The organism is Mycobacteroides abscessus ATCC 19977 (assembly GCF_000069185.1).
Classification (GTDB): domain Bacteria; phylum Actinomycetota; class Actinomycetes; order Mycobacteriales; family Mycobacteriaceae; genus Mycobacterium; species Mycobacterium abscessus.
This window is the reverse complement of record NC_010397.1, coordinates 1,220,523-1,243,188: the sequence shown is the minus strand read 5'-3', so window position 1 is coordinate 1,243,188 and position 22,666 is coordinate 1,220,523. Positions and strand designations below refer to the sequence as shown.

Below are 22,666 nucleotides of genomic sequence, written 5' to 3'. Positions count from 1 at the left end.
CACGGTCGGCACTGCCAATTTCTGCCAATTCCCCCGGCGATGTGCCATCATCTAATGATGACAACAACCGATGTCATCTCCACCGCGCTCGGCGCCCAGCTGGGCCGCCGGTCTCTGTTGTGGCGCTGGGCCGGCGATATGCGGATAGCCTTCACCGGCGGCACCGCCGGACTGCTGCAAACGATGGATCCCGCGATCGGCTACGCGTTGATCGAACACTCAAACTTCTTCGCCGACCCCGTCGACAGGGTGTTTCGATCGTTGCCACCGATTCTCGGGACGGTGTACGACGATCCCGCCGCCGGCACCGGAGTGACGGTGCGAGATTTTCACCGCGACATCAAAGGGGTGCAGCCCGACGGCGTCCGGTATCACGCGCTGAACCCCACGACGTTCTGGTGGGCACACGCCACCTTCCAGGTGATGGTCGAACAAACCATAGATAGGTACTCCCGATATCGACTATCCGGCGCCGAACGCGAACAGCTCTACCAGGAGGGCGTCGAGTGGTATCGCCGCTACGCCATGAGTGAGCAGCCGCTGCCCCCGAATAGAGCCGCCTTCCAACAGGAGTGGGATCGCTACTGCGACGAGGTACTCACCCCCAACCCGGCCGCTGACTATCTGATGAAGGTCATCGAGGGACGCTCGGTTCCCGATATGAGCAAGTCGCCGCATCTCCCGGTGGCCGCTTACCTGAAGCCCGCGGCGAAACTCGCCTTGCCCACCGCTCCTCTGCGCATGGCATTGGCTCCTCCGCTTCGGCTGACCATCTACGGCGGCCTGCCTCCCCAGGTGCGCAAGCGTTTTGGGATCCGGTGGAATCTGGCGGACGAGACCGCCTATCGCACGCTGCTGCGTGCGGTGCCGCTAGCGTGGCCGTTCATCCCGACATCATGGCGCTGGCATCCGGCCAGCCACGACGGATGGCGCCGCGAGCGGGGCCGGCTACCGCGCAACTGGTGAGGAGCCGTTGGTGCTCAACCCATTCGGCATCGAGGCGATCTGTGCACGCAGATCCGCCGCGATAAGTTTCGCCGCCGCGTTCTGCCAGTTGTGCAAGGAACGCTGGGGTACCTCGGTGACCAGCCACTGCCACGCCTGACGGGATACCGGGTCCAAGCCGGCAGCCGTGGCCCCCTGGGCATATGCCCGTACACCCATGACGTACGGGAAGTACAGCGCGTTGTAGTAGCGCCATTGATCGGTGGTACCGAAGTCGCCGTCATTGCGAGGTTTGAGCCGTGAGATGGACTCGGCGAGTACCGCTCTGAGCTCATTGGCGCGTTCGACGGGCTGGTCCGAGGCGCCGCGACCGGCGAGCCGCTCATCGATGACGGGCAGTGCGGCCAGCGGACTGGCGACGAGTTTGGCGAGGTCGCCGTAGTGGCTGAGCGCGCGGCGCGTGAGCCTGATGAAGCTCTCGTCATCGACTCCGGCGATCGGCGACGCCGACTTGAGCGGCAATGCCGCCTCGGTACTGCGCAGTTCGGAACGTTCCTGACGCAGCTGCGGAGACCGTGAGAACGCCAATCGGTCCAGGAAATCCGCGAACGGGCCCGACTGCACCTGGATGCAGATGGCCAGGCCGATACTGGTGAACAGCAGCACCACCAACGCGACCGACTGGCCGACGACAGCGATGCCGATCATCGCCTGCGCACCGAACAACGCGCCCACAAGTATTGAGGCGACAAAGGAGCGCAGCATGTCACCGCGCAGCGCCTGGCCTTCGTCGAAGGCGTCCCAGAGCGCTACGCCCAGACCGAGCAGCACCAGGTCGAAGCCCGTCGATGCCAAGGCCAGCCAGCTCGGCACGATCCCCAGCGGGATGATCAGCTGAGCATCGCCGAGCGTGAAGAACATGGTGGCCACCAGCACGACACCACGCGCCGAGCCCGGTATCGAGGCACGCCGGCGGAACAGCAGAATGGCCGCTCCGATCGCGGCAGTCCCGTTGGCGCAGAACATGATCCAATGCCCCAGCCGTGCGGGCCCCGCGATGGTACCCGCCAGCGACGCGCCCACCAGCAGTACCACGGCCAGCACCACCCCGGGCACCGCCATGGCGGCGCGATCGCGCCACCGATCACCGCTGTTGGTGAGCTCAAGCAGCACCATCAGCCAGGCGACACTCGGAATGATCGCGGTGAAAACCTCAATGCGGCCCAGCAGTTCGGCATCGGAGCCCGGCGTCACGCGGATGGCGTCGAGCGCCACCACGACGGAGTAGCCGATAAGGCCGATGGCCGCCAGCACCAGGACCGGCTTGCGGGGATTTCGCGCGAGTAAGTACAGACCCAACCACCAGCTGAGCCCGAAGACCAGTGCCGACATCGCCACCATTAACAACAGTGTGACAGGTGCCGGATCGTCACGTGCTAGCGGCTGAGCAGACCCTGGTCGATCAGCCAGTCGCGTGCCACGATCGCCGGATCTTCGCCGGCCGAATCGACCCTGGCGTTCAGCGCCAACATGGTGTCGTTGGTCAGCCGCGGGTTCAGCAGGGCGAAGATCTCGCTCAACTCGGGGTGCGCCGCCAACAGGTCGGCATCGATGACCTCGGTCAGGTTGTAGAGCGGAAAGAAGTGCCGGTCGTCCTGCAGGACACGCAACTTCAGCGCCGGGATGCGACCGTCGGTGGTAAATACCTCGCCGAAGTTGCAATCGCCCTTGGCGGTGGCGGTATACACCACTCCTACATCCAGGTTGGTGATCCGGCCCAGTTGCCCGGTGGACAGACCATACGTCTTGAGCATCGGCACGAACCCGTCGTTACGGCTGGCGAATTCGCTTTCCACACAGAACGTCAGATCGTTGCGTGCGAGGCCGCGCAAATCGGACAGCTTGGTCACCGCCAGCCGTTCGGCTTCCGACTCCCGGATGGCGAACGCGTAGGTGTTGTTCATGGGCGCGGGAGGCAACCAGACCAGCCGGTTGGCCGCATCCTCCTCGTTGACCGCTTTCCACTGCGCGACGGGATCCTTGATGGGGTCGGCGTGCCCCAGATAATTGATCCATCCGGTTCCGGTGTACTCGGGCGAGACATTGGCCACCCTCTTCAGCATCGACTGCCGCACTCCGAAACTTCCTGGGGTGTTGGTCATATTGGTGACACTGGCGCCGGCCGCATTGAGAATGATCGCGACGATGTTACCCAGCACCAGCTGCTCGGTGAAATCCTTTGCCGCTACCGTGATATTCACATCGCGAAGCGAATCGTAGTGCCGGATCAGGCCCGGCTTGGCGGCGAGTACCGCGCCGCTCGCGGACTGGAGACCGCAGCCTGCCTGCAGCATCATCACCAAGCAGGCAAGCACCACAAGTCGACGCCTTCGCATCACAGCCCCCTTGGTGCTGCGATGATCTCGACGACGCGGGCCAGCCAGTCGATGAACAAGGCCAGAGCAGCCACCAGGATGGCGCCCACCACCAGGGTCACCGGCTGCTGAAGTTTGATGCCCGTGGTGATGAGCTGACCCAGCCCGCCGGCTCCGGTGAACGATGCCAGTGCCGCCGTGCCGACGATGAGCACCAGCGCGGTGCGCACTCCGGCGACGATGACCCGCAACGCCAATGGCAATTCCACCCGGATCAGGGTCGAGCGCGCCGACATCCCCATCCCCCGTGCCGCCTCCACCAGGCGGGTATCGACACCGTCGAGACCGATCACGGTATTGGCGACGATGGGCAGCGCGCCGTAGACGGTCAGGGCCAGTACCGCACCGATACCACCGATGCCGAACAGCACCGCCCCGAGTGCGATCAGTCCGATGGCCGGAGCGGCCTGGCCGAACCCGACCAACGTGGTGATCGTCTTCGCGTACCTCCGGACGGGCCCTCGCGTCAATGCGATGCCTAGCGGGATCGCGACGGCGCACGTGAGCACCGTCGCGGCGACGCTGATCGCCATGTGCTGTCCCAGGAGGACCAGCAGGTTCGACATCCCCAACGAGCGCTTCTCCGACGCCGATACGTCCGCGAGGTTGACGTATGCCAGCGAAACCATCACGGCCACAATGCATGCCGATGGCTGTAGCAACTGCCTGGCGGCCAGTGCGGGCCGCCTGGCGGTGGCCGGAGCCGATTGCGCCGCCCCGGTCGCGGTGATGGTTGATGCCGTCATCTGGGATACCCCTATTGCGCCGCGGCCCGCATCTCGGCCATCGCGTCCATGATTGTCTCGACCCTGATGACGCCCTGATAGGTGTTGCGGCGCCCCGTCACCACCACCACGCCGTGTGAAGAGGTCAGCATGTCTTCCAACGCGTCGGTGAGAGTCGATGCCAAACTCACTTTTTCGAGGTCTTCATCCTGAGAGACCCGCTGCAGGGCATTGGGCGCGCGAAGCTCGTCCAGGGACGACCAGCGCAACGGGCGCTCATGCGAATCGAGCACGATCACATGCTCGCGGTCGATCGATTCGGCGGCCTCGATCGCCTGCGCGGGATCATCGCCGACATGTGCGACGGCCGCCTCGTGCAGCTCGACATCGCGCACCCGGGTCATGGTGAGCTGTTTGAGCGCGGCCCCGTGCCCGACGAATCCGCGCACAAAATCGTTGGCCGGGTTGGCCAAAATCACCTCGGGAGTGTCGTATTGGACGATCTGCGATCCCTCGCGAAGGATCGCGATCCGGTCACCGAGTTTGACCGCCTCATCGAAGTCATGGGTGACGAATACGATCGTCTTGCTCAATTCCTCTTGTAGACGCAGCAATTCGTCCTGCAGGCGCTGCCGGGTGATAGGGTCCACCGCACCGAAGGGCTCGTCCATCAGCAGCACCGGCGGATCTGCCGCCAACGCCCGGGCCACACCGACACGCTGCTGCTGACCGCCTGACAATTCGCGCGGGTAACGGTTGCGATATTGGGCCGGATCGAGATTCACCAGATCCAGGAGCTCGTCGACACGTTCGTCGATGCGCTGTTTATCCCAGTTGAGCAGTTTCGGCACGATCGCGATGTTGTCGCCGACCGTGAAGTGCGGAAAGAGCCCGGCGCCTTGGATGACATATCCGATGTGGCGCCGCAGCTCGTCGGGGTTTTTGTCCGTCACATCCTCGTCGCCGATGAAGATCCGTCCACTGGTGGGTTCGATGAGGCGGTTGATCATCTTCATCGTGGTGGTCTTGCCACATCCGGACGGACCGACGAACATGACCGTCTCGCCCGCGGGGATCTCCATCGTCACGTTGTCGACTGCTGGAGTGGACTTTCCGTCATATAGCTTGGTCACACCGTCCAGCAGGATGCGCGCACCGCCGGTGATGGTTGCGTTTTCCGTTACGTCAGACACGGATCCCCCTTGGTGTCGTGAGGCGGGTAACGACGTTGAGCACCGAGTCGAGAATCACCGCCAAAATGAGAATGCCGACCGTGCCGGCGATAACGGAGTTGGTCGCGTTCGCGCCGCCCATGCGCGAGATACCGGAGAAGATGTATCCGCCCAGGCCCGGTCCGAGCGCGAACGCAGCGATTGCCGCGGTACCCATCAACATCTGCGCCGATACCCGGATGCCGGTCATGATCACCGGCCACGCCAACGGCAGCTCCAACCGCACCAGCGTTGCCAGTCGGCTCATGCCCATCCCGCGAGCGGACTCGACGAGTGTTTGATCAACGCCGGTCAACCCCACCAACACATTGCGCAGAATCGGCAGACTGCCGAAGAAGACCAGCATGATGACCGACGGCGAAACACCGATACCGACGACGCCGACCAACACTCCCAGCAGGGCGTACGAGGGGATTGTCAGGCCGATGGCGGCCAGCGCATTACCGCTGGCCACACCCCAAGGCGACCGGTAGATCAGCACCCCAAGAAAGACGGCACACATGGCCGCGACAACCAGCGTTTGCAGGACCAGACTCATGTGCTGATAGGCGAGAAAGGACAGGACCGCCCAGCGGTCCTTCACAAACTCGACAAAACCCATAAATCCGCTGGTGCCTCCATAGAAAACAGATACCGACACCCGCTCTCACCGGGCACCGCCAACCCACCATATGTCAATGACGGCCCCGGAGGCTACTTTTCACATACGTAGCCAGACGAGAACTCCAGCTATTTACGCCAACCGCTATACGGCGATCCGTCCCCCACACGATGCGGTTCCCAGCCAGGTATGCGGATTGCGATCCCAGCACCAGCCGAGCTTGGGGCGCCGATCAGATATCCAGATCGCGGGCACGCGCTGACCCTTTCCGCGGGACGCGGCCAGCGAGAAACACTTGTTCTTGCGCAACATGTCCGGCCGCACCACGACCAGCGCTATGCCTTCATCGATGGTCAGCGGCGTGCGGCCGCGCGCAAGGATCGTCTTCAGTGCCGTCTCCGGTGTCACGGTGCGGAACTCGGTGCCGGTATCGATATCGGTAAGCAAATAGGCCTGTTCCGGGATCTGCACAATCGATCGGTACACATCGACATCGCCGTCATCCATGGCATGAAAGCCGTTGCGCTCGTTCAGACTCATCAGCGGCGCGGTCTGCTCGTAGTCAGTGCCGGGCACCACGAGGACGAAGGGGATGTGATCATCGGGGTCGACGTGCGAGGGGCCGGGATCTGTGGCCCGGGCCCGCAGCGCGGTGGCATGTTCGGTGACGGGATATCCAAGTTCTCGAAGACGGGTGAACTGGCGGTCGAATTCATCCTGGGTGGCGAGCATTGCTGCTCAACGCGTCACCGCACCGCCGAGTTCCCGCGCGATGACATTCAGGGAATTTGCGCCGGGCCGCCACGCACAAGTGTCACCGCGACCTCTTAGGCGACCCGTCCGATATCACGCCACAGCTCACGCTGCGCGCAATGCGGATCCAGCTCGATACGCCGCTCCTGATCAAACACCATGACCGCACGCTCCGGCTCCCCATAGGCCGGCCAGCCGGTGCCCGGAACGCCTGTGCGTGAGAACGCGAGCCATCGACTCTGGATGTCCTCGGTCAGCGCCAACGCATGCCGCCGGTCCTTCTTTCCAGCCAGCGCTGGCCAGCGTTTGAACAAGCCGAAGACCGCGAACAGCTCCGTCGCGTGCGCGGCTCCGAGGCCGAATCGCCGCAACGGTCGCGGTGCGTAGTCGTACCGGTAGAAGTAGACCGACGAGTGCCGACTATGTGCCTGCGCCACCCGCCAAGCCTCCGAGCCGAACATCGCATCACCCATGAGACGCACCAGGACATCCCGGGCTGGATACCCCTGGTAACAATCGATCACCCGCTGTGCATGCTCGGGACGCAACTGGACGAGAGCGCGCGCCACGGCACGCGTGTCGAATCGGGACAGTGACATCACCCGCGTCAGCAGCCTGTTGAACAACCGGATCTCTTCGGCGTTGTACCCGATGATGAGGGGAACCCTATGCGCCTCACCGTGTTCCATCATGGCGATCGGGTCATCGGGTACCACATCACCATCGATACTGGGTCCTACACCCAGCGAGAAGGCCGATTCTCGGGTTTTCGCGGTGAGCAGCCGGTGCGTCGCGGACACGAGTGCACGCGGCCTGGCATTGACCACGGCCTCGGCGGGGCTGCGAGCGTCGGCCCCCAAGTATTCGACGAGCCGCCGCGCGTTGGCCGCCGCCTCGTCCCGAGTATGGATCATCCCACTGGCGGTGCTCTGACAGATCGCACGATGGAACAATCCGGCCGCTGCCGGAACCGCCAAAAGCATCTGAACGCAATGCGCCCCGGCACTTTCACCGAAGATGGTGACACTGCCAGGGTCTCCTCCGAAGGCCGCTATGTTCTCGCGCACCCACTGCAGTGCCAGTACCAGATCACGGAGGTACAGATTGCTGTCGATGGTGTGCCGCGCATCCGACAGGGACGACAGGTCCATTGCCCCGTAGGCTCCGACGCGATAGTTCACGGAGACGAAGACGCATCCGCGACGCGCGAGGTCGGCTCCGTCGTACAAGGCCAAAGCCGAACTACCCAAAACGTAGGCGCCACCATGGATATAGAACATCACCGCCAGCGGATCGGATGAATTAGCCGCCGGCACGGTCACGTTCAGGGTCAGACAGTCCTCGCCTACCTCCTGAAAATTGGTGAGTGAAAGCGGCACATAGACCCGTTTTTGCGGCGACGCCGATTTCCAGGAATCGCACGCCAGCACACCTGCCCACGGTTGCGCGGGCTCTGGGCTTCGCAACCGCAGTGCACCCAGCGGAGGCTCTGCGTAGGGTATGGCCCGAAAACGACGCACGTCATCGTCGAGGAAACCCTCGACGACACCGTTGGTGGTGTGCACACGCACCGCAGATGATGGTCCTTTCCTCATCGGCGCCTCAGACCACGGTCAGCGGCAGCGACTTGCGGGGCTCGAACACGAACCGCGATCCCCCGCTGACATTGGCGATCATCACCTCGGGTAGCAGTTTGTCTTCGCCCTCATGCTCGACGAACGATGCCGTCCAGTCCTGTGCATCTCCGGCAATCTGCACGCCGACGTGCGGATCAACGGCCGTGGCAACCGCCTGCAGCGGCCGCGTCTCGGCGGGGCCGCACAACGAAATCCAGGCTGAGTCCTCATGAGCGGGTGATCTCCACACATGAAGCTGTCCGCCCGAGATCTCGGCGTTGACATATCCGGCCGGGTTCAGCAGCGGATGCAGCTGCACCACCTGCAGCACTCCCTCGACGCCAGACGAAAGCCCCAATGCCTTCTTGATCCTTGCGGCCGCGACACCGGCTAGCCCAATAAGTTGCTGGGTGCACACGGTACGAGCCAGCTCCGCATCGGCCGCCCTCTTGCGCACCGCGATCGAGAACCCAAGGAACAGCAGATGCATCTGCACACAGATCTCGTCGGCAATGCGCACCAGCGCCGAATGCGAGAACGCACCGAAGTCCAGATCCGATAGCAGCGGGCCGGCATAGTCCGAGGCACCTACCTCTGACGTGTCGATATCGTCCAACTCCCAACCCGCAGCGATGGATCGACCCACCACATCCAGAGCGGGGATTCCCGACACTGCCGGATACGACTCGTCAATGGTCACCGTCCACGCACAGTGCGGATGCCGATCGGCGGGGTTGCGCGGCGGGCGGTGAATCGGCCGCACCTGGGCATGCGGGTTGGTCGCGAAGGCAGTGGCATCGAAGGTGGGGTCCTCGATGTCGTGGCACATGCCGGTGACGTAGTCGGGCCCGAGTGGCTCGACATCAAGTAACGCACCGCAATGATCCAGGTGAAACTCCCCGTGCCACTTGTCATGCACGGTGTAGCGGAAGTCCATGAATTGCGGCGGCGCTCCTATATCGAGCTGCATGCCCTTGAAGATGGTGATCACGTCGTCGCCCTCGAACCGCAGTGCCCTCTGCATGCGCCGGGTATAAATCGGACTGGATGAAGCCCACTCCTCGATGGCGACCTGCAGCATCTCCTCACGTCCGAAATGCTGTATGCAATAAGCCATTCCCGATCGGTCGATGAGCTGACCGATCAACAGCAGCTCCGGGACCAGGAGCGCCAACTGGTCCCGGGACAGCCCGGAAAATCGGCTAGTCATCCGAGGATTCTTTCGTGCGCCTAGCTTCATTCTGTTTTGCCACGGCCATCTCGACATGCTTGTTCACCCGCTGCCCCAAGGGCCATCCGACATAGTGAGTGATGAAGATGGCCACCTCGCGCAGCTCGGCCTCGGTGAGCTCGCCATTCTTCAACGCCGCGCTCGTCTGGATCTCCAGAATCTCGTCAAGCCCCAGGGCGCTCACCGCGCCGAGAAGCAACAGCCGACGGTCCCGCATGGACAATTCGGGGCGCGTCCAGATGGTGCCGAAGAGATGATCGATGGTGTATTTGAAGTAGTCACCAGGGATGTCGGGCATGTCCCAGCCGTACACCTCTTTCATCTTGTCCAGACCCTGGCGGCGCAACTCATCCATTACTTGCCCCTTCCTCGTGTGGCACACCAAGACTCGCCGCCAGCTGCTCACGGGCCAGCGTCGCCAACGGCAAGTCGACGGATTGCTCCTCGCCCAGCGCCAGCGCCAGGCTCAGGTCCTTCTCGCCCAGGCCCCGTACATGGGTGAAGATGGGCAGCCAGAAACTGTCCGGCGTCACCGGCTCGGTGGTGTCGCGCAGCATGATGGCACCGGGCCCACCGGTGATGGCATCGGTGTGCCGCACGACCTTGCCCAGGTCGGTGATGTCCAATCCACAGCTCTCGGCCAAGCGCTGCGCCTCCCCCGCGGCCGTGAAGGCCACAAAATGTAGAAGGTTGCGCGCCAGCTTCATTCGGGTGCCTGCGCCCGGGGCACCGGCATGAATCACCAACGACGCCCACTTCGAGAAGGCCTCTTTGACCCGCGCGAAGGTCTCGCCGTCGGCACCCACCATGGTGGCCAGCTCACCCTTGTGCGCACCCGGCGCACCGCCGCTCACCGGTGCGTCGATGACGTGAATATCGCGCGGCCTCCAGGCCTGCGCCAGCTCGACGGCCGTCGTATCGCTAATGGTGGAATGGATCGCGATGATGGTGCCGGGCTTTGCCTTCGGGGCGACCTGCCCCACTACCTGACGCACCTGTGCGTCATCGAGCACGGTGACACTGATGAGGTCGGCATCCGCGATATCGGCCACATCGGAGGCACCCACGGCGCCTTCTTCAACCAGCGGCGCCACCGCCTCGGCCCGCAGGTCGAAGACCGTGAGGCCGCCTGGCCAATCGACAAGCCGCCGGGCCATGGGCGCCCCCATATTGCCCAGGCCGATGTATCCCAGTTTCATGGCTTGCTGCGTCATGACCGGATGATCTGTCCGCCATCGACGTTGAATACCTGGCCGGTGATCCACGACGCCTTATCCGACAACAGGAAAAGACACATGCCCACCATGTCGTCAACAGTTCCCATGCGGCTCAGCGGAATGTTCTTGACCAACTCGCTGCGGAATTGCTCGGGCACGGTGCCGCGGGTGGCCTCGGTGTCGGTCGGCCCCGGCGCGATGGCGTTGATGCGAATCTTCTGCCCGCCCAGCTCTCGGGACAACTGCTGCGTCAGGCCGTTGATGCCAACCTTGGCCAATCCGTAGAAGCCGGAGTACAGCCACGCGGCGGTGGACGACTGATTGACAATGGCGCCGCCGCCGCGCTGAGCGATGTGCTTGTACACCGCGCGGGTGCACACCAGCGCCCCGTCCTGGTTCACGCTCATGAATTTCTTGTAGTAATCCCAGGGCACCGAGAGCAGCAGGTCGAGCTTCATACCGCCGTAGATGGCGGCGTTGTTCACCAGATAGTCGATGCCGCCGAACTCGCTGACAGCCTTGTCTGCCATGGCGATCGCCGAATCGGGATCGGAGACGTCCACACCTGCGAAGATGGCCCTACCGCCGTCGGCGACGATCTGCTTGGCGACGCCCTCACCCATCTCGGCATTGATATCGGCGACCACCACCGCGGCGCCCTCGCGGGCCAGCGCGTGCGCGTATGCCTCGCCGATGCCCTGTGCGGCGCCGGTGACAATGGCGACCTTGTTATCAAACTCACCCATAATTCTCTCCTCAAGTCTCCTATTTCACTGCCGTCGCAATGACTTTGGTTTCCAGATATTCCTCGAAACCGGCCACACCCATCTCCCTGCCGTTGCCCGACTGCTTGTATCCGCCGAAGGGTGCGTCGGCCGAATACCAGACACCGCCGTTGACGTTTACCGTTCCGACCCGTAGCCGCGATGCCACCCGTGCCGAACGCTCATCGTCGTCGCCGAATACCGTGCCGGACAGTCCATATGGCGAGTCGTTGGCTATCCGGACCGCGTCCTCATCTCCGTCGTGCGCGATCACCACGAGCACGGGACCGAAGATCTCCTCGCGCGCCACCCGCGCGGCGTTGGTCAAACCGGCCACCACGGTAGGTTCGATGAAAAAGCCCCGGTCTTTGCCTTCGGGACGGCCGCCACCACAGGCGAAGGAACCACCCTCGGCGACAGCCAAATCCAGATAGGACTGCACCCGATCACGCTGGCGTGCGGAGATCACCGGCCCACAGATCGTGCCCGGCTTGGCGGGGTCCCCCGGTTTGAGCGAGCCCATCGTGGCCGCGGCCGCCGCGACAGCGTCGTCGTATCGTTCGCGCGGAACCACCAGTCGGGTGGTGATGGCACAGCCCTGCCCGGCGTGCATAGCCGCCGTGAATGCCGCGACCGAACATGCGGATCCGAGGGCCGCCTCATCCAGGTCGTCGAGCACGATGAACGCCGACTTGCCCCCGAGTTCGAGAAACACCTTCTTGACGGTGGCGGCGGCATCGGTCATCACCGCACGTCCGGTGGCCGTGGAGCCGGTGAACGAGACCATGTCCACGCGGGGATCCGTCGACAACTGTGCGCCGATTCGATGGTCGCTGGACGTGACGATATTGACGACACCCGGTGGAAAGTCGGTGTGTTCAGCGATGATTCGCCCCAGTACCGCCGCGCACCATGGGGTATCCGGGGCAGGTTTGAGAACCAGGGTGTTACCCGCTGCGAGTGCCGGGCCCACCTTGGCGAGATTGATCTGATGCGGAAAATTCCACGGAGTCACCGCGCCGACCACGCCAACCGCCTCGCGTGCCAGGGTGCGCCGGGTTTTGATGCCCATGGGTGAGGCGACACCGAGGTCGGAGGTCCAATCGAAGGATTCGGCGGTATCGGCGGCGAACTGCAGATCGTCCACGGGTCCTTCCAGCTGTGCGCCGGCGGTCAGCATCCGGGGCGCACCCACCTCGGCGATGGTCAATTCCCGCAACTCCTCGATGTGGGTCTTCATCCCGTCGCGGAGCTGGCGAATGCAGTGCACCCGCAGCGCTACGTCGCGCGACCAGCCGCTGTCATCGAAGGCGCGGCGCGCCGCCTCGATGGCATCACTCATGTCGTCGCTGTCGGCATCCGCCGCGGTTCCGAGCACCTCCTCGGTAGCCGGGTTCACCGTCGGGAATCGCCCCGCACCGCCGGGGAGCAGCTTTCCGTCGATGAACAGTTCACTGTCGCCATCGGACAGAACGGTCATATCAGCTCGTCTCCCAATCTGGACACTTGTCCATTCCATATCCCGGAACCATAACCATGGAAATCCCAGCATGGCAAGGCCGCCATCAGAACGGGACAAATAATTGGTGTTGGACAGCATTTTTCAAACTCAACCTTGCCGGCCCATGCGCTCCGCGCTAATCTGGACACGTGTCCAGTGAAGTTGTGGTGCCCCTCACAGAAGAAACGCCACGGAACCGGCGGCAAGAAGAGACGATCCGCAAGATCGTCACCGCGGGCCGCGAGATGCTCGGCGAGACCACCTATGCGGACATGACCATCCGTGGCGTCGCCGCCCGCGCCAAGGTCGCCCCCGCCACGGCATACACGTATTTCTCTTCAAAGAGCCATCTCGTCGCCGAGATCTACCTCGACCTCATTCATGAGGCGCCCTACTTCACCGACGTCAACGACACCCAGGCCGCACGAGTGACCAAAACACTGCGGAGCCTGGCGCTGGTGGTGGCCGATGAACCCGAGATCGCGACCGGCTGCACCACCGCCCTGCTGAGCAACAACGACGAGGCCGTGCGTGCCGTCCGGGACAAGATCGGGCTGGAAATCCATCGCAGGATCCGCTCTGCCATGGGACCGGACGCAGACCCTCGTGTGGTGTCGGCCCTGGAGATGACGTTCTTCGGCGCCCTCATGCACGCGGGAAGCGGCACCTTCACGTATCACCAGATCGCGGACAAGCTGACCTTCGTCGTGGATCTCATGTTGGGGAAGAAGGAATGACAGTAGCCGAAACGTCAGCAGTACCACTGGTTTTCGACCCGTACGACTACGACTTCCACGAAGACCCGTACCCGTACTACCGGCGATTGCGCGACGAGGCACCGCTCTATCGCAACGACGACCTGAAGTTCTGGGCGCTGTCGCGACACCACGATGTGCTACAGGGCTTCCGGAACAGCGAAGCACTTTCCAACGCCAATGGGGTCTCAATGGACAAGGCGTCCTTCGGGCCACACGCCAAACTGGTCATGTCGTTCCTGGCGATGGACGACCCCGAGCACCTTCGGCTGCGCGCGCTGGTATCAAAGGGCTTTACCCCCAGGAGAATCCGTGAACTTGAGGGGCAGGTCGTCGCACTCGCCCGCACACACCTGGATCGAGCACTGGCCAACGCTTCCGATCGATCTTTCGACTTCATCGCCGAGTACGCGGGCAAGCTGCCCATGGACGTCATCTCCGAGCTGATGGGCGTTCCGGAGTCCGACCGGGCCCGCATTCGGGAGTTGGCCGATGGCGTCATGCATCGCGAGGACGGTCTGGCCGACGTACCGCCGGAGGCCATCCAGGCGTCGTTCGACCTGATGACCTACTACATCGAGATGGTCAGAGAACGACGGCGCCGGCCCACGGAAGATCTGACATCGGCCCTGCTGCAAGCGGAAATCGACGGCGACCGGCTCACCGACGAGGAGGTGCTCGCCTTCCTGTTCCTGATGGTGATCGCCGGCAACGAGACAACCACCAAACTGCTGGCCAACGCCGTCTATTGGGGACACCGCAATCCCGACCAGCTCGCCACCGTGCACGCCGATCACGACCGGATACCGCTGTGGGTGGAGGAGTCGTTGCGCTACGACACCTCCAGCCAGATACTGGCCCGCACGGTCGCGGAGGATATAACGGTGTACGACACCAAGATTCCCGCCGGGGATATCTTGCTGTTGCTCCCCGGCTCCGCCAACCGCGACGACCGGGTGTTCGACGACGCCGACCAGTACCGCATCGGCCGTGAGATCGGCGCCAAACTGGTGAGCTTCGGCAGTGGCGCACATTTTTGTCTCGGCGCGCACCTTGCCCGCATGGAGGCCAAGGTGGCCCTGACCGAACTGTTCACCCGGATCAGCGGCTACGAGATCGACGAAAGAAATTCCGTACGTGTGCATTCCAGTAATGTCCGCGGATTCGCCCATCTGCCCATGACAGTGCAGTTGAGAGAGGGACGCTGATGCCCCGATTCGAGCCACATCCGGCCCGGCGACCGTCCATCATCGCCGGGGCTTCGTCGGGCATCGGAGCGGCCACCGCAATCGAACTGGCCGGTAGGGGTTTTCCGGTCGCGCTGGGCGCCCGCCGCGTGGATAAGTTGACCGAGCTCGTCGAGAAGATCCGCTCCGACGGCGGTGAGGCCGTCGCGTTTCCGCTGGACGTCACCGATGCCGATTCCGTGAAATCCTTCGTCGCGGAAAGTATTGACGCACTCGGGGAGATCGATCTGTTGGTATCCGGTGCCGGGGACATGTATCCCGGCCGGGTACACGAGATGAGTGCCGCGACCTTTGCCGCGCAGATCCAGGTGCATCTGTTGGGCGCCAATCAGCTCGCCACCGAGGTGGTACCCGACATGGTGTCGCGGCGACGGGGTGATGTTGTCTTCATCGGCTCCGATGTCGCCCTGCATCAGCGCCCGCATATGGGGGCCTACGGGGCCGCCAAGGCCGCACTGCTGGCGATGGTCAACACCATGCGCATGGAACTGGAAGGCACCGGCGTCCGGGCGTCCATCGTGCATCCGGGGCCCACCCTGACCTCGATGGGCTGGCAGCTGTCCGCCGAGCAGGTTGGTCCCATGCTGGAGGACTGGAAGAGCTGGGGCCAGGCCCGCCACTCCTACTTCCTGCGCCCCTCCGATATCGCGCGTGCGGTGACCTTCGTGGCCGAAACACCACGGGGCGCACATATCCCGGAGATGGAAGTGCAGCCGGAAGCACCACTCAAGGATGCACCGGCGGACAAACAGAAGCTTGAGCTCGGCGAGGAAGGAATGCCCTCATGACCACGCCCACCGTTCCCCGGGTCTCCGGCGGCGAGGACCAATACGGCCACCTCGAAGAGTTCCGCACCGATCCCATCGCACTGATGAAGCGCATCCGTGCGGAATGCGGGAACGTCGGCACCTTCCAGCTCGCCGACAAGCAGGTCGTCTTCCTCTCCGGCGCCGAGGCCAACGAGTTCTTCTTCCGCTCCAGCGACGAAGACCTGGACCAGGCCGAGGCCTATCCGTTCATGACGCCCATCTTCGGCAAGGGCGTGGTGTTCGACGCCGATCCCGAACGCCGGAAGGAGATGCTGCATAACGCGGCGCTGCGTGGCGAGCAGATGAAGGGCCATGCCGCAACCATCGAAAATGAAGTCCGGCAGATGATTTCGCGCTGGGGTGAAAGCGGTGAAGTCGACCTGCTGGACTTCTTCGCCGAGCTGACCATCTACACCTCCTCGGCGTGCCTGATCGGCAAGAAGTTTCGGGACGAACTCGACGGCCGGTTCGCTCATCTGTACCACCAGCTGGAGCAGGGGACCGATCCGCTGTGCTACGTGGACCCCTACCTGGAGATCGAGAGCTTCCGCCAGCGCGACGAGGCGCGAACAGGCTTGGTGGCGCTGGTTCAAGAGATAATCAACGGCCGAGTACAACGGTCCGCTGATTCTCCGACGGACAAGAGCCAGCGCGACATGCTCGATGTGCTGATCATGATCAAAGACGAGCACGGCAATCCGCGCTTCACCGCCGACGAGATCACCGGGATGTTCATCTCGATGATGTTCGCGGGCCACCACACCAGCTCGGGGACGGCATCCTGGGTACTCATCGAACTGCTGCGGCACCCGGATATCCAATCTCAGGTGATCGACGAGCTCGACGAGCTGTACGCCGACGGCAGCGAGGTGAGTTTCCATGCGTTGCGCCAGATCCCGAAGCTGGAGAACGTACTCAAGGAGACGCTGCGGCTGCACCCGCCCCTGATCATCCTGATGCGTGTCGCCAAGGGCGAATTCGAGGTGGGCGGATTCCCCATTCACGACGGGGACATGGTGGCCGCCTCCCCTGCCGTCTCGAATCGGATAGCCGAGGACTTCCCGAACCCGGACGGCTTCGTGCCCGATCGCTACGAGAAGCCACGCCAGGAAGACATCGTCAACCGCTGGACGTGGATACCGTTCGGCGCGGGCCGGCATCGCTGTGTGGGGGCCGCCTTCGCCACCATGCAGATCAAGGCGATCTTCTCGGTGCTGTTGCGCGAATACGAGTTTGAGATGGCCCAACCCGCCGACTCGTATCACAACGACCACTCGAAGATGGTGGTCCAGCTGGCGCAGCCGGCCAAGGTTCGTTACCGCAAGCGGAGCGCCTGATGGCCTACCGGGTCGACGTCGACACCGATCTGTGCCAGGGACACGCCATGTGCGAGCTGGAAGCCCCCGACTACTTCCGTGTGCCCAAGCGCGGCACCGTCGAAATTCTGAACAACGAACCGCCCGACGACGCCCGCGACGAGATCGAGCGAGCGGTCGAGGAATGCCCTGCCAGAGCTTTGTTCATCACCGAAAAATAGGAGCGTCAACGATGCCGCAATTCCCCCGCCAGGAACTCGACGATGTCGTCGCGGACTGGCTGCAGGCCAACCTGGACGCCGAGAAAGCAGGCGACTGGAAACCGTTGGCACGCTTCTACACCGATGATGCCACCTACGGCTGGAACATCGGCCCCAAGGAAGACGTGATGTGCGTCGGCATCGACGAGATCCGCGATATCGCACTCGGCCAGGAGATGGAGGGCCTGGAGGGCTGGACATACCCGTATCAGAAGGTGATCGTCGACGATAAGCAGGGCGAGGTGATCGGGTTCTGGAAACAAGTGGTCACCGGTGGAAATGATGAAGCCGGCGGTGACGATCTGAGCGTCTACGGCATCGGCGGCAGCTGGTTCCGGTATGCCGGTAACGGCCAATGGAATTGGCAACGCGACTTCTTCGACTTCGGCCATGTCTCAGCCCTGTACATGGACCTCATCAAGGCCGGCAAGCTCAGCGAGGGCATGCAGAAGCGCATCCAGCGCGGCCTGTCGGGCGAGAAGGTGCCCGGTTATTACCCCCTGGGCAAGACCCCGGTACCCCTCTGGTGACCGCCATGAAGACCGCTGCGGAGCTGGGCCTGCCGGAGGGCTTTGACTTCACCGATCCCGAGTTGTACGGGAACCGGATGCCGCATGAGGAGTTCGCCACGCTACGCCGCGAGGCGCCCGTCTGGTGGAACCCGCAGCCGCGCACGGTCGGCGGATTCGCCGACGAGGGATACTGGGTGATTTCCAAACACCGTGATGTACGGGAGGTTTCGCTGCACACCGATACCTTCTCGTCGGGCCGCAAGGGCGCCATCCCCCGTCTAGAGGATCACATCAGCCCAGAGGAGTTCCAGGCCACGCTCTCGGTCCTCATCAACAAGGACGCTCCCGAGCACACTCAGCTGCGCGGTTTGGTGTCACGCATGTTCACCCCTCGTTCCATCGCCGCGCTGCGTATCACATTGGAGGAACGTGCCGAACGTATCGTGCGGGCAGCCCTGGAAGGCGGGCACGGCGAGTTCGTGCGCGAGGTCGCCAGTGAGCTACCCATGCAGGCCATCGCCGAATTGATCGGTGTCCCCGAAGAAGACCGTGTCAAGCTCTTCGAGTGGAGCAACCAGATGACCGGGTACGACGAGGCGGATGTGGAGATCGACCCGCGCGTCGGCGCCGCCCAGATACTCGGATATTCGTATCAGCTCGCCGAGCAGCGCCGCGATTGTCCGGGCAATGACGTGGTATCCCGGCTGCTCACCGGGACCGTGGACGGTGAGCAACTCACCCCGGAACAGTTCGGGTTCTTTGTCGTGATGCTGTCGGTTGCCGGCAACGAAACCACCCGCAACGCAACCACCATGGGCATGATGGCCTTCCTGGAACACCCCGGCCAATGGGAATTGTTCAAGTCCGCCCGCCCGAGTACTACGGTTGACGAGATTGTCCGGTACACCTCGCCATTGATATCGCAACAGCGAACAGCACTGCAGGACACCGTGATCAGCGATGTACGCATCAGGGCGGGCGAACGCGTCGTCATGCTCTATCCGTCGGCCAACTTCGATGAAGAGGTGTTCGAGAACCCGCATACCTTCGACATCACCCGCGATCCCAATCCGCATCTCGGCTTCGGCGGAACCGGCGCCCACTATTGCCTGGGGGCCAACCTCGCGAAGGCGGAACTGGAGATCATCTTCAACAAGATCGCCGACCGCATGCCGGACATCTCGCGGATCGGGGATGCGCCCCGGTTCCATTCCGGCTGGATCAACGGGATCAAGAAGTTCGACACGGCGTACTGCCCCGTCACGCACTGATGCCCAATTGTGTTGTCGTTGGGGGTAGCCGGGGCATCGGCCGTGCGGTGGCGCTGCTACTCGGCGAGCTGGGCACCAATGTGGTGGTGAACGGCCGTCATGCCGACGTGGTCGACGACACCGTCGGTGCGATCACGTCGAGCGGTGGCACGGCGGTCGGCTTTGTCGGCGCGCCGGATAACGAGCGGACGGCCACGGATCTGATCGACACCTGCCGCACCCAGTACGGTGGCATCGATGCGTTGATCAACTGCGCGGGCATACCCGAACCCACCGGCTCGTCCATCCTCACCATCACCTCCGGCGACTTCCACCGGCTCATCGACGCACATCTGGGCACCGTGTTCCACACCTGCCGTGTGGTCGCGCCGCTCATGGTTCAGCAGCGACACGGGGCCATCATCAACACCGGATCGACTGCTTCCCTAGGGATCTACGGCGGCACGGGATATCCCGCGGGCAAGGCGGCCGTCAACGGACTCACGCTGGCGATCGCCGCCGAGCTGAAACGCAGCGGCGTGCGCGCCAACGTGATCTGCCCGGGTGCCCGCACCCGGTTGTCCGAGGGACCGGAGTACACCGCGCACCTGCACGATCTGCACACCCGGGGATTGCTCGACGACATGACCCTGCAGGCGTCGTTGGTGCCGGCACCGCCAGCGTGCGTGGCACCGCTGTACGCCTACCTGGCAGGCGATCTGTCTGCCCGCGTCACCGGACAGATCTTTCTTGCCGCGGGCGGTTTCATCGGACGTTTCAAGCGCCAGACGCCGGTACCGCTGGGATACCGCGATCACGCGCTGGACGCACCGTGGTCGATGGAGGAGATCGACGACCTGATGGGCAGACGCTGACTACTGCCCAAACCGCCGGTTTCGCGCGGCGTAATCGCGCAGCGCGCGCAGGAAGTCCACCCGCCGGAACTCGGGCCAATAGGCGTCGGTGAACCACATCTCCGAATAGGCGCTCTGCCAGAGCAGGAACCCTGACAACCGCTGCTCCCCCGAGGTCCGGATCACCAGGTCGGGGTCGGGCTGCCCCGAGGTGTAGAGGTTCTCGGAGATGGCGTCGACGGTCACCGCCTGCACCAGCTGCTCGGCGGAGGCGCCGTTGGCCAGCTCTTTGTTCAGCAGGGTGCGCACCGCATCGGTGATCTCCTGCCGCCCCCCGTAACCGACCGCCACGTTGACATGGAAACCGGCATCCGAAGGTGCGGACTTGACGGCCTGCCGCATGCGCTCCGCCACCTCATCGGGCAGCAGATCCAGATCACCGACACTGCGCACACTCCATTTGTTCTGCGGGGCGCACAGCTCCTCGACGACATCGGTGATGATTTCCAGCAACTCGGTGAGCTGGTCGGGGTCGCGTGTCAGATTCTCGGCCGATAACAGATACACGGTCGCCATCTCGACACCGGCATCCTGGCACCAGCCGAGCATCTCGCTGATCTTGCGGGCCCCCATCCGGTACCCGTGACTGACGTCGGTATAGCCCGCGGACCGCGCCCAACGCCGGTTTCCGTCGCACAGAACGGCGATATGCCGCGGTTTCGACGCCTTGACCAACTCCTGGCGGAGCCGCATTTCGTAGAGCTTGTACAGCGGTTCCTTCAGTCTCGGCGGGATGATCTCCACGGATCCAGCCTAGCGAGCCGCACGCGGGCCGGAGCAGCGGATATGGATCTGCACACAACCTTCACAAACCTGACTTTGGGAACGCGATACTGTGACGCATGCAGACCGATGAGTCTCCTGCACCTGAAGCACCGGAAGCACCGACGTCCGAACTCTCCATCCCGATGGCCGCACTGGTGGGCGGCATCGAAACGCTTCCCATCAAACCCAAGGCACGCGGCTGGATACATTTCTATGCCTGCGTGATCGCCATCGTGACCGGGATCGTGCTGGTCTCGGTCGCGTGGTCGCTGCGCTCACCGAAAGCCGGCCTGGCAACCGCGATCTATAGCCTCACCGTGCTGGGCGTGTTCGGGGTCAGCGCCGCCTACCACCGGGTGAACTGGACATCACCGACCACCCGCACCTGGATGAAACGGCTCGACCACTCGATGATCTTCGTCTTCATCGCGGGCAGCTACACGCCCTTCGCGATGCTGGCTATGCCGCCGTCGGAGGGCAATCTGGTGCTGGCCATCGTGTGGGGTGGCGCGCTGGCCGGGGTGATCTTGAAGATGTGCTGGCCGACGGCTCCGCGCTGGGTGGGAGTGCCGCTGTATCTGTTGCTGGGCTGGGTAGCCGTCGGCTTCTTCCCCACGCTGCTGAACGGCGCCGGGGTGGCCGCGGTGGTGCTGCTGATCGTCGGCGGCGCCCTGTACAGCATCGGCGCGATCCTGTACGCGGCGAAGTGGCCCAACCCATGGCCACTGCACTTCGGGCACCACGAGTTCTTCCATGCCGCAACGGTCATCGCGGCGACATGCCACTACATCGCGGTGTGGTTCGCCGTCTTCGCGTAACGACTCCTCACGCGAGCACTGCCTGAACCGTGGCGAAGTTCCGGACAACGGATTCGGCGTCGTCGGCAGCCATCGCGTGGACGACGCGGCCGAGTGCCGATTCCTCGTCACCCGTTAACGGCACCCCGTCCGCGGTTTTCCCGACGATCGAGCTCACCTGCCGAACCCAAGCCTGGAGCAGCAGGACGCGCTGCCTGCAGTAGTCGGCGTAGTCGGCGTCGTAGTGGTCCCCAAGGTGAATACGAGCCGAGTTCAGGTGCTCGTCAAAGTAGGCCGCGCTCGCGGCGTGCGCGATCGCCCGCGCACGCGAGTCATTCGGCTGTGGCCGGTTCCCGTCGATCCAGCCACGCACCGCCGCGATGATCGGGCCGAGCGCCGCACGCCGCGCCACGCTCAGCCCGCTTTCGAAATCGAACTGCCGGACCGTATCGCCGACGAGGTCGAGGGCCGCCTTGAGCTCGTCGGCGTTCACGTCGACAGGGCGTTGCGGGTCCAGCATCTGCATCGTCCTGGTGAAGACGAAGACTCGCTGCAGATAGCTGTACAGAAAGCCCAGCCCCTCGAGCTGGTCGCGTGCAGAGGCAATCATGCGGCGAACATACAGCGCCGCAAGCGGTCTAGAGCTGCTTGATGTCGTCCTGGGTCCAGAAGGCCCGCATCGAGGTGATCTTGCCCTCGTCGTTGAAGGTCATCACGTCGATCGGCGCGATCACCATGCCGCCGTTGTCATGTCTGATGGTGAGCTCGAAGTTGAACGCGGCCTCGTTATCGGTGGCCCGCACCAGCTTCAGCTCGCCGTGACGATCCAGCGGCTCGATGGTGGCGTAGAAGCCCTGGATCGCCTCGCGGCCCTTGAGCACGTCGGCGCCCAGTGGGTCCTCGACGGTCGCATCGTCGGCATATAGGTCAGCGATCTGCGCCGCGGTGCCGGAGGTGAGCAGGTCGCAGTAGCTCTGGACGACGGCGAGAACGTGTTCGCGGGTTACGGTCATACTCCCGG

At 63.5% G+C, this 22,666-nt stretch carries 25 protein-coding genes; 10 read left to right on the top strand and 15 right to left on the bottom strand.

What is annotated here, in order from left to right:
• Positions 1-54 precede the first annotated feature (54 nt).
• Positions 55-966 (top strand): oxygenase MpaB family protein, encoded by a 912-nt coding sequence (locus tag MAB_RS06395; RefSeq protein WP_005084293.1) that lies wholly within the window; start codon positions 55-57, stop codon positions 964-966.
• Here MAB_RS06395 and MAB_RS06390 read toward each other — a convergent pair.
• The 12 genes from MAB_RS06390 to MAB_RS06335 form a co-directional block, all read right to left on the bottom strand.
• Complete coding sequence (locus MAB_RS06390) at positions 949-2,346, bottom strand: hypothetical protein (protein ID WP_005110026.1); 1,398 nt, start codon at positions 2,344-2,346, stop codon at positions 949-951. The two genes, MAB_RS06395 and MAB_RS06390, sit on opposite strands and share 18 nt — an antisense overlap.
• 35 nt (positions 2,347-2,381) lie before the next feature.
• Positions 2,382-3,323, bottom strand: a complete 942-nt coding sequence (locus tag MAB_RS06385; protein WP_005110025.1) for a glycine betaine ABC transporter substrate-binding protein — start codon at positions 3,321-3,323, stop codon at positions 2,382-2,384.
• Between the two features lie 17 nt (positions 3,324-3,340).
• Positions 3,341-4,126, bottom strand: coding sequence for an ABC transporter permease (locus MAB_RS06380; protein ID WP_005110024.1), 786 nt, complete (start codon positions 4,124-4,126; stop codon positions 3,341-3,343).
• Positions 4,127-4,137: 11 nt separating this feature from the next.
• Positions 4,138-5,298: an ABC transporter ATP-binding protein gene (locus MAB_RS06375; RefSeq protein ID WP_005110021.1), complete on the bottom strand. Its 1,161-nt coding sequence runs from the start codon at positions 5,296-5,298 to the stop codon at positions 4,138-4,140.
• Complete coding sequence (locus MAB_RS06370; RefSeq protein WP_005110018.1) at positions 5,291-5,938, bottom strand: ABC transporter permease; 648 nt, start codon at positions 5,936-5,938, stop codon at positions 5,291-5,293. The genes MAB_RS06375 and MAB_RS06370 overlap by 8 nt, the downstream gene beginning before the upstream one ends.
• Before the next feature lie 144 nt (positions 5,939-6,082).
• The gene (locus tag MAB_RS06365) at positions 6,083-6,670 is read right to left on the bottom strand and encodes a DUF5701 family protein (RefSeq protein ID WP_005110017.1); all 588 of its coding nucleotides are present in this window, start codon (positions 6,668-6,670) and stop codon (positions 6,083-6,085) included.
• A gap of 95 nt (positions 6,671-6,765) precedes the next feature.
• Entirely contained in the window at positions 6,766-8,262 is a 1,497-nt protein-coding gene (locus MAB_RS06360; RefSeq protein ID WP_005110016.1) for a carboxylesterase/lipase family protein, read from the bottom strand.
• A gap of 31 nt (positions 8,263-8,293) precedes the next feature.
• Positions 8,294-9,517 carry a hypothetical protein gene (locus tag MAB_RS06355; RefSeq protein ID WP_005088617.1) on the bottom strand — a complete coding sequence of 408 codons (1,224 nt, stop codon included), beginning with the start codon at positions 9,515-9,517 and terminating at the stop codon, positions 8,294-8,296.
• Positions 9,510-9,893, bottom strand: coding sequence for a carboxymuconolactone decarboxylase family protein (locus MAB_RS06350; protein WP_005084283.1), 384 nt, complete (start codon positions 9,891-9,893; stop codon positions 9,510-9,512). Before MAB_RS06350 ends, MAB_RS06355 begins: the two co-directional genes overlap by 8 nt.
• Entirely contained in the window at positions 9,886-10,752 is an 867-nt protein-coding gene (locus MAB_RS06345) for an NAD(P)-dependent oxidoreductase (protein WP_005084282.1), read from the bottom strand. The genes MAB_RS06350 and MAB_RS06345 overlap by 8 nt, the downstream gene beginning before the upstream one ends.
• Complete coding sequence (locus MAB_RS06340; protein WP_005084281.1) at positions 10,749-11,501, bottom strand: SDR family oxidoreductase; 753 nt, start codon at positions 11,499-11,501, stop codon at positions 10,749-10,751. The genes MAB_RS06345 and MAB_RS06340 overlap by 4 nt, the downstream gene beginning before the upstream one ends.
• Before the next feature lie 19 nt (positions 11,502-11,520).
• The gene (locus tag MAB_RS06335) at positions 11,521-12,999 is read right to left on the bottom strand and encodes an aldehyde dehydrogenase (RefSeq protein WP_005084280.1); all 1,479 of its coding nucleotides are present in this window, start codon (positions 12,997-12,999) and stop codon (positions 11,521-11,523) included.
• Between the two features lie 170 nt (positions 13,000-13,169).
• Between MAB_RS06335 and MAB_RS06330 the strand changes: the two genes are divergently transcribed.
• Genes MAB_RS06330 through MAB_RS06295 form a run of 8 tightly spaced genes read left to right on the top strand, consistent with a single transcriptional unit; the run spans position 13,170 to position 20,044 of the window.
• Positions 13,170-13,757 carry a TetR/AcrR family transcriptional regulator gene (locus MAB_RS06330; protein WP_005092909.1) on the top strand — a complete coding sequence of 196 codons (588 nt, stop codon included), beginning with the start codon at positions 13,170-13,172 and terminating at the stop codon, positions 13,755-13,757.
• A complete protein-coding gene (locus tag MAB_RS06325) occupies positions 13,754-14,983 on the top strand; it encodes a cytochrome P450 (protein ID WP_005110014.1) in 1,230 nt (409 codons plus the stop codon). The genes MAB_RS06330 and MAB_RS06325 overlap by 4 nt, the downstream gene beginning before the upstream one ends.
• Positions 14,983-15,810, top strand: coding sequence for an SDR family oxidoreductase (locus MAB_RS06320; protein WP_005059332.1), 828 nt, complete (start codon positions 14,983-14,985; stop codon positions 15,808-15,810). The genes MAB_RS06325 and MAB_RS06320 overlap by 1 nt, the downstream gene beginning before the upstream one ends.
• On the top strand, positions 15,807-17,168 hold the full coding sequence (locus MAB_RS06315; protein ID WP_005088630.1) for a cytochrome P450: 1,362 nt from the start codon (positions 15,807-15,809) through the stop codon (positions 17,166-17,168). Before MAB_RS06320 ends, MAB_RS06315 begins: the two co-directional genes overlap by 4 nt.
• Entirely contained in the window at positions 17,168-17,368 is a 201-nt protein-coding gene (locus tag MAB_RS06310) for a ferredoxin (protein ID WP_005059330.1), read from the top strand. The genes MAB_RS06315 and MAB_RS06310 overlap by 1 nt, the downstream gene beginning before the upstream one ends.
• An 11-nt stretch (positions 17,369-17,379) precedes the next feature.
• Positions 17,380-17,937, top strand: coding sequence for a Cif family virulence factor (locus tag MAB_RS06305; protein ID WP_005084274.1), 558 nt, complete (start codon positions 17,380-17,382; stop codon positions 17,935-17,937).
• Positions 17,938-17,942: 5 nt separating this feature from the next.
• The gene (locus MAB_RS06300) at positions 17,943-19,190 is read left to right on the top strand and encodes a cytochrome P450 (protein ID WP_005110013.1); all 1,248 of its coding nucleotides are present in this window, start codon (positions 17,943-17,945) and stop codon (positions 19,188-19,190) included.
• A complete protein-coding gene (locus MAB_RS06295) occupies positions 19,190-20,044 on the top strand; it encodes an SDR family NAD(P)-dependent oxidoreductase (protein ID WP_005114066.1) in 855 nt (284 codons plus the stop codon). The genes MAB_RS06300 and MAB_RS06295 overlap by 1 nt, the downstream gene beginning before the upstream one ends.
• Here MAB_RS06295 and MAB_RS06290 read toward each other — a convergent pair whose 3' ends face one another.
• On the bottom strand, positions 20,045-20,827 hold the full coding sequence (locus MAB_RS06290; protein ID WP_005059325.1) for an isoprenyl transferase: 783 nt from the start codon (positions 20,825-20,827) through the stop codon (positions 20,045-20,047).
• A gap of 98 nt (positions 20,828-20,925) precedes the next feature.
• On the opposite strand from MAB_RS06290, the gene trhA reads away from it, so the two are divergent.
• A complete protein-coding gene (gene trhA / locus MAB_RS06285) occupies positions 20,926-21,666 on the top strand; it encodes a PAQR family membrane homeostasis protein TrhA (protein ID WP_005084270.1) in 741 nt (246 codons plus the stop codon).
• A gap of 7 nt (positions 21,667-21,673) precedes the next feature.
• Here the strand turns inward: trhA and MAB_RS06280 are convergent, their stop codons facing one another.
• Both MAB_RS06280 and MAB_RS06275 read right to left on the bottom strand, forming a co-directional pair.
• Positions 21,674-22,255 carry a hypothetical protein gene (locus tag MAB_RS06280; protein ID WP_005084269.1) on the bottom strand — a complete coding sequence of 194 codons (582 nt, stop codon included), beginning with the start codon at positions 22,253-22,255 and terminating at the stop codon, positions 21,674-21,676.
• Between the two features lie 28 nt (positions 22,256-22,283).
• On the bottom strand, positions 22,284-22,658 hold the full coding sequence (locus MAB_RS06275) for a nuclear transport factor 2 family protein (RefSeq protein ID WP_005084268.1): 375 nt from the start codon (positions 22,656-22,658) through the stop codon (positions 22,284-22,286).
• Positions 22,659-22,666 lie beyond the last annotated feature (8 nt).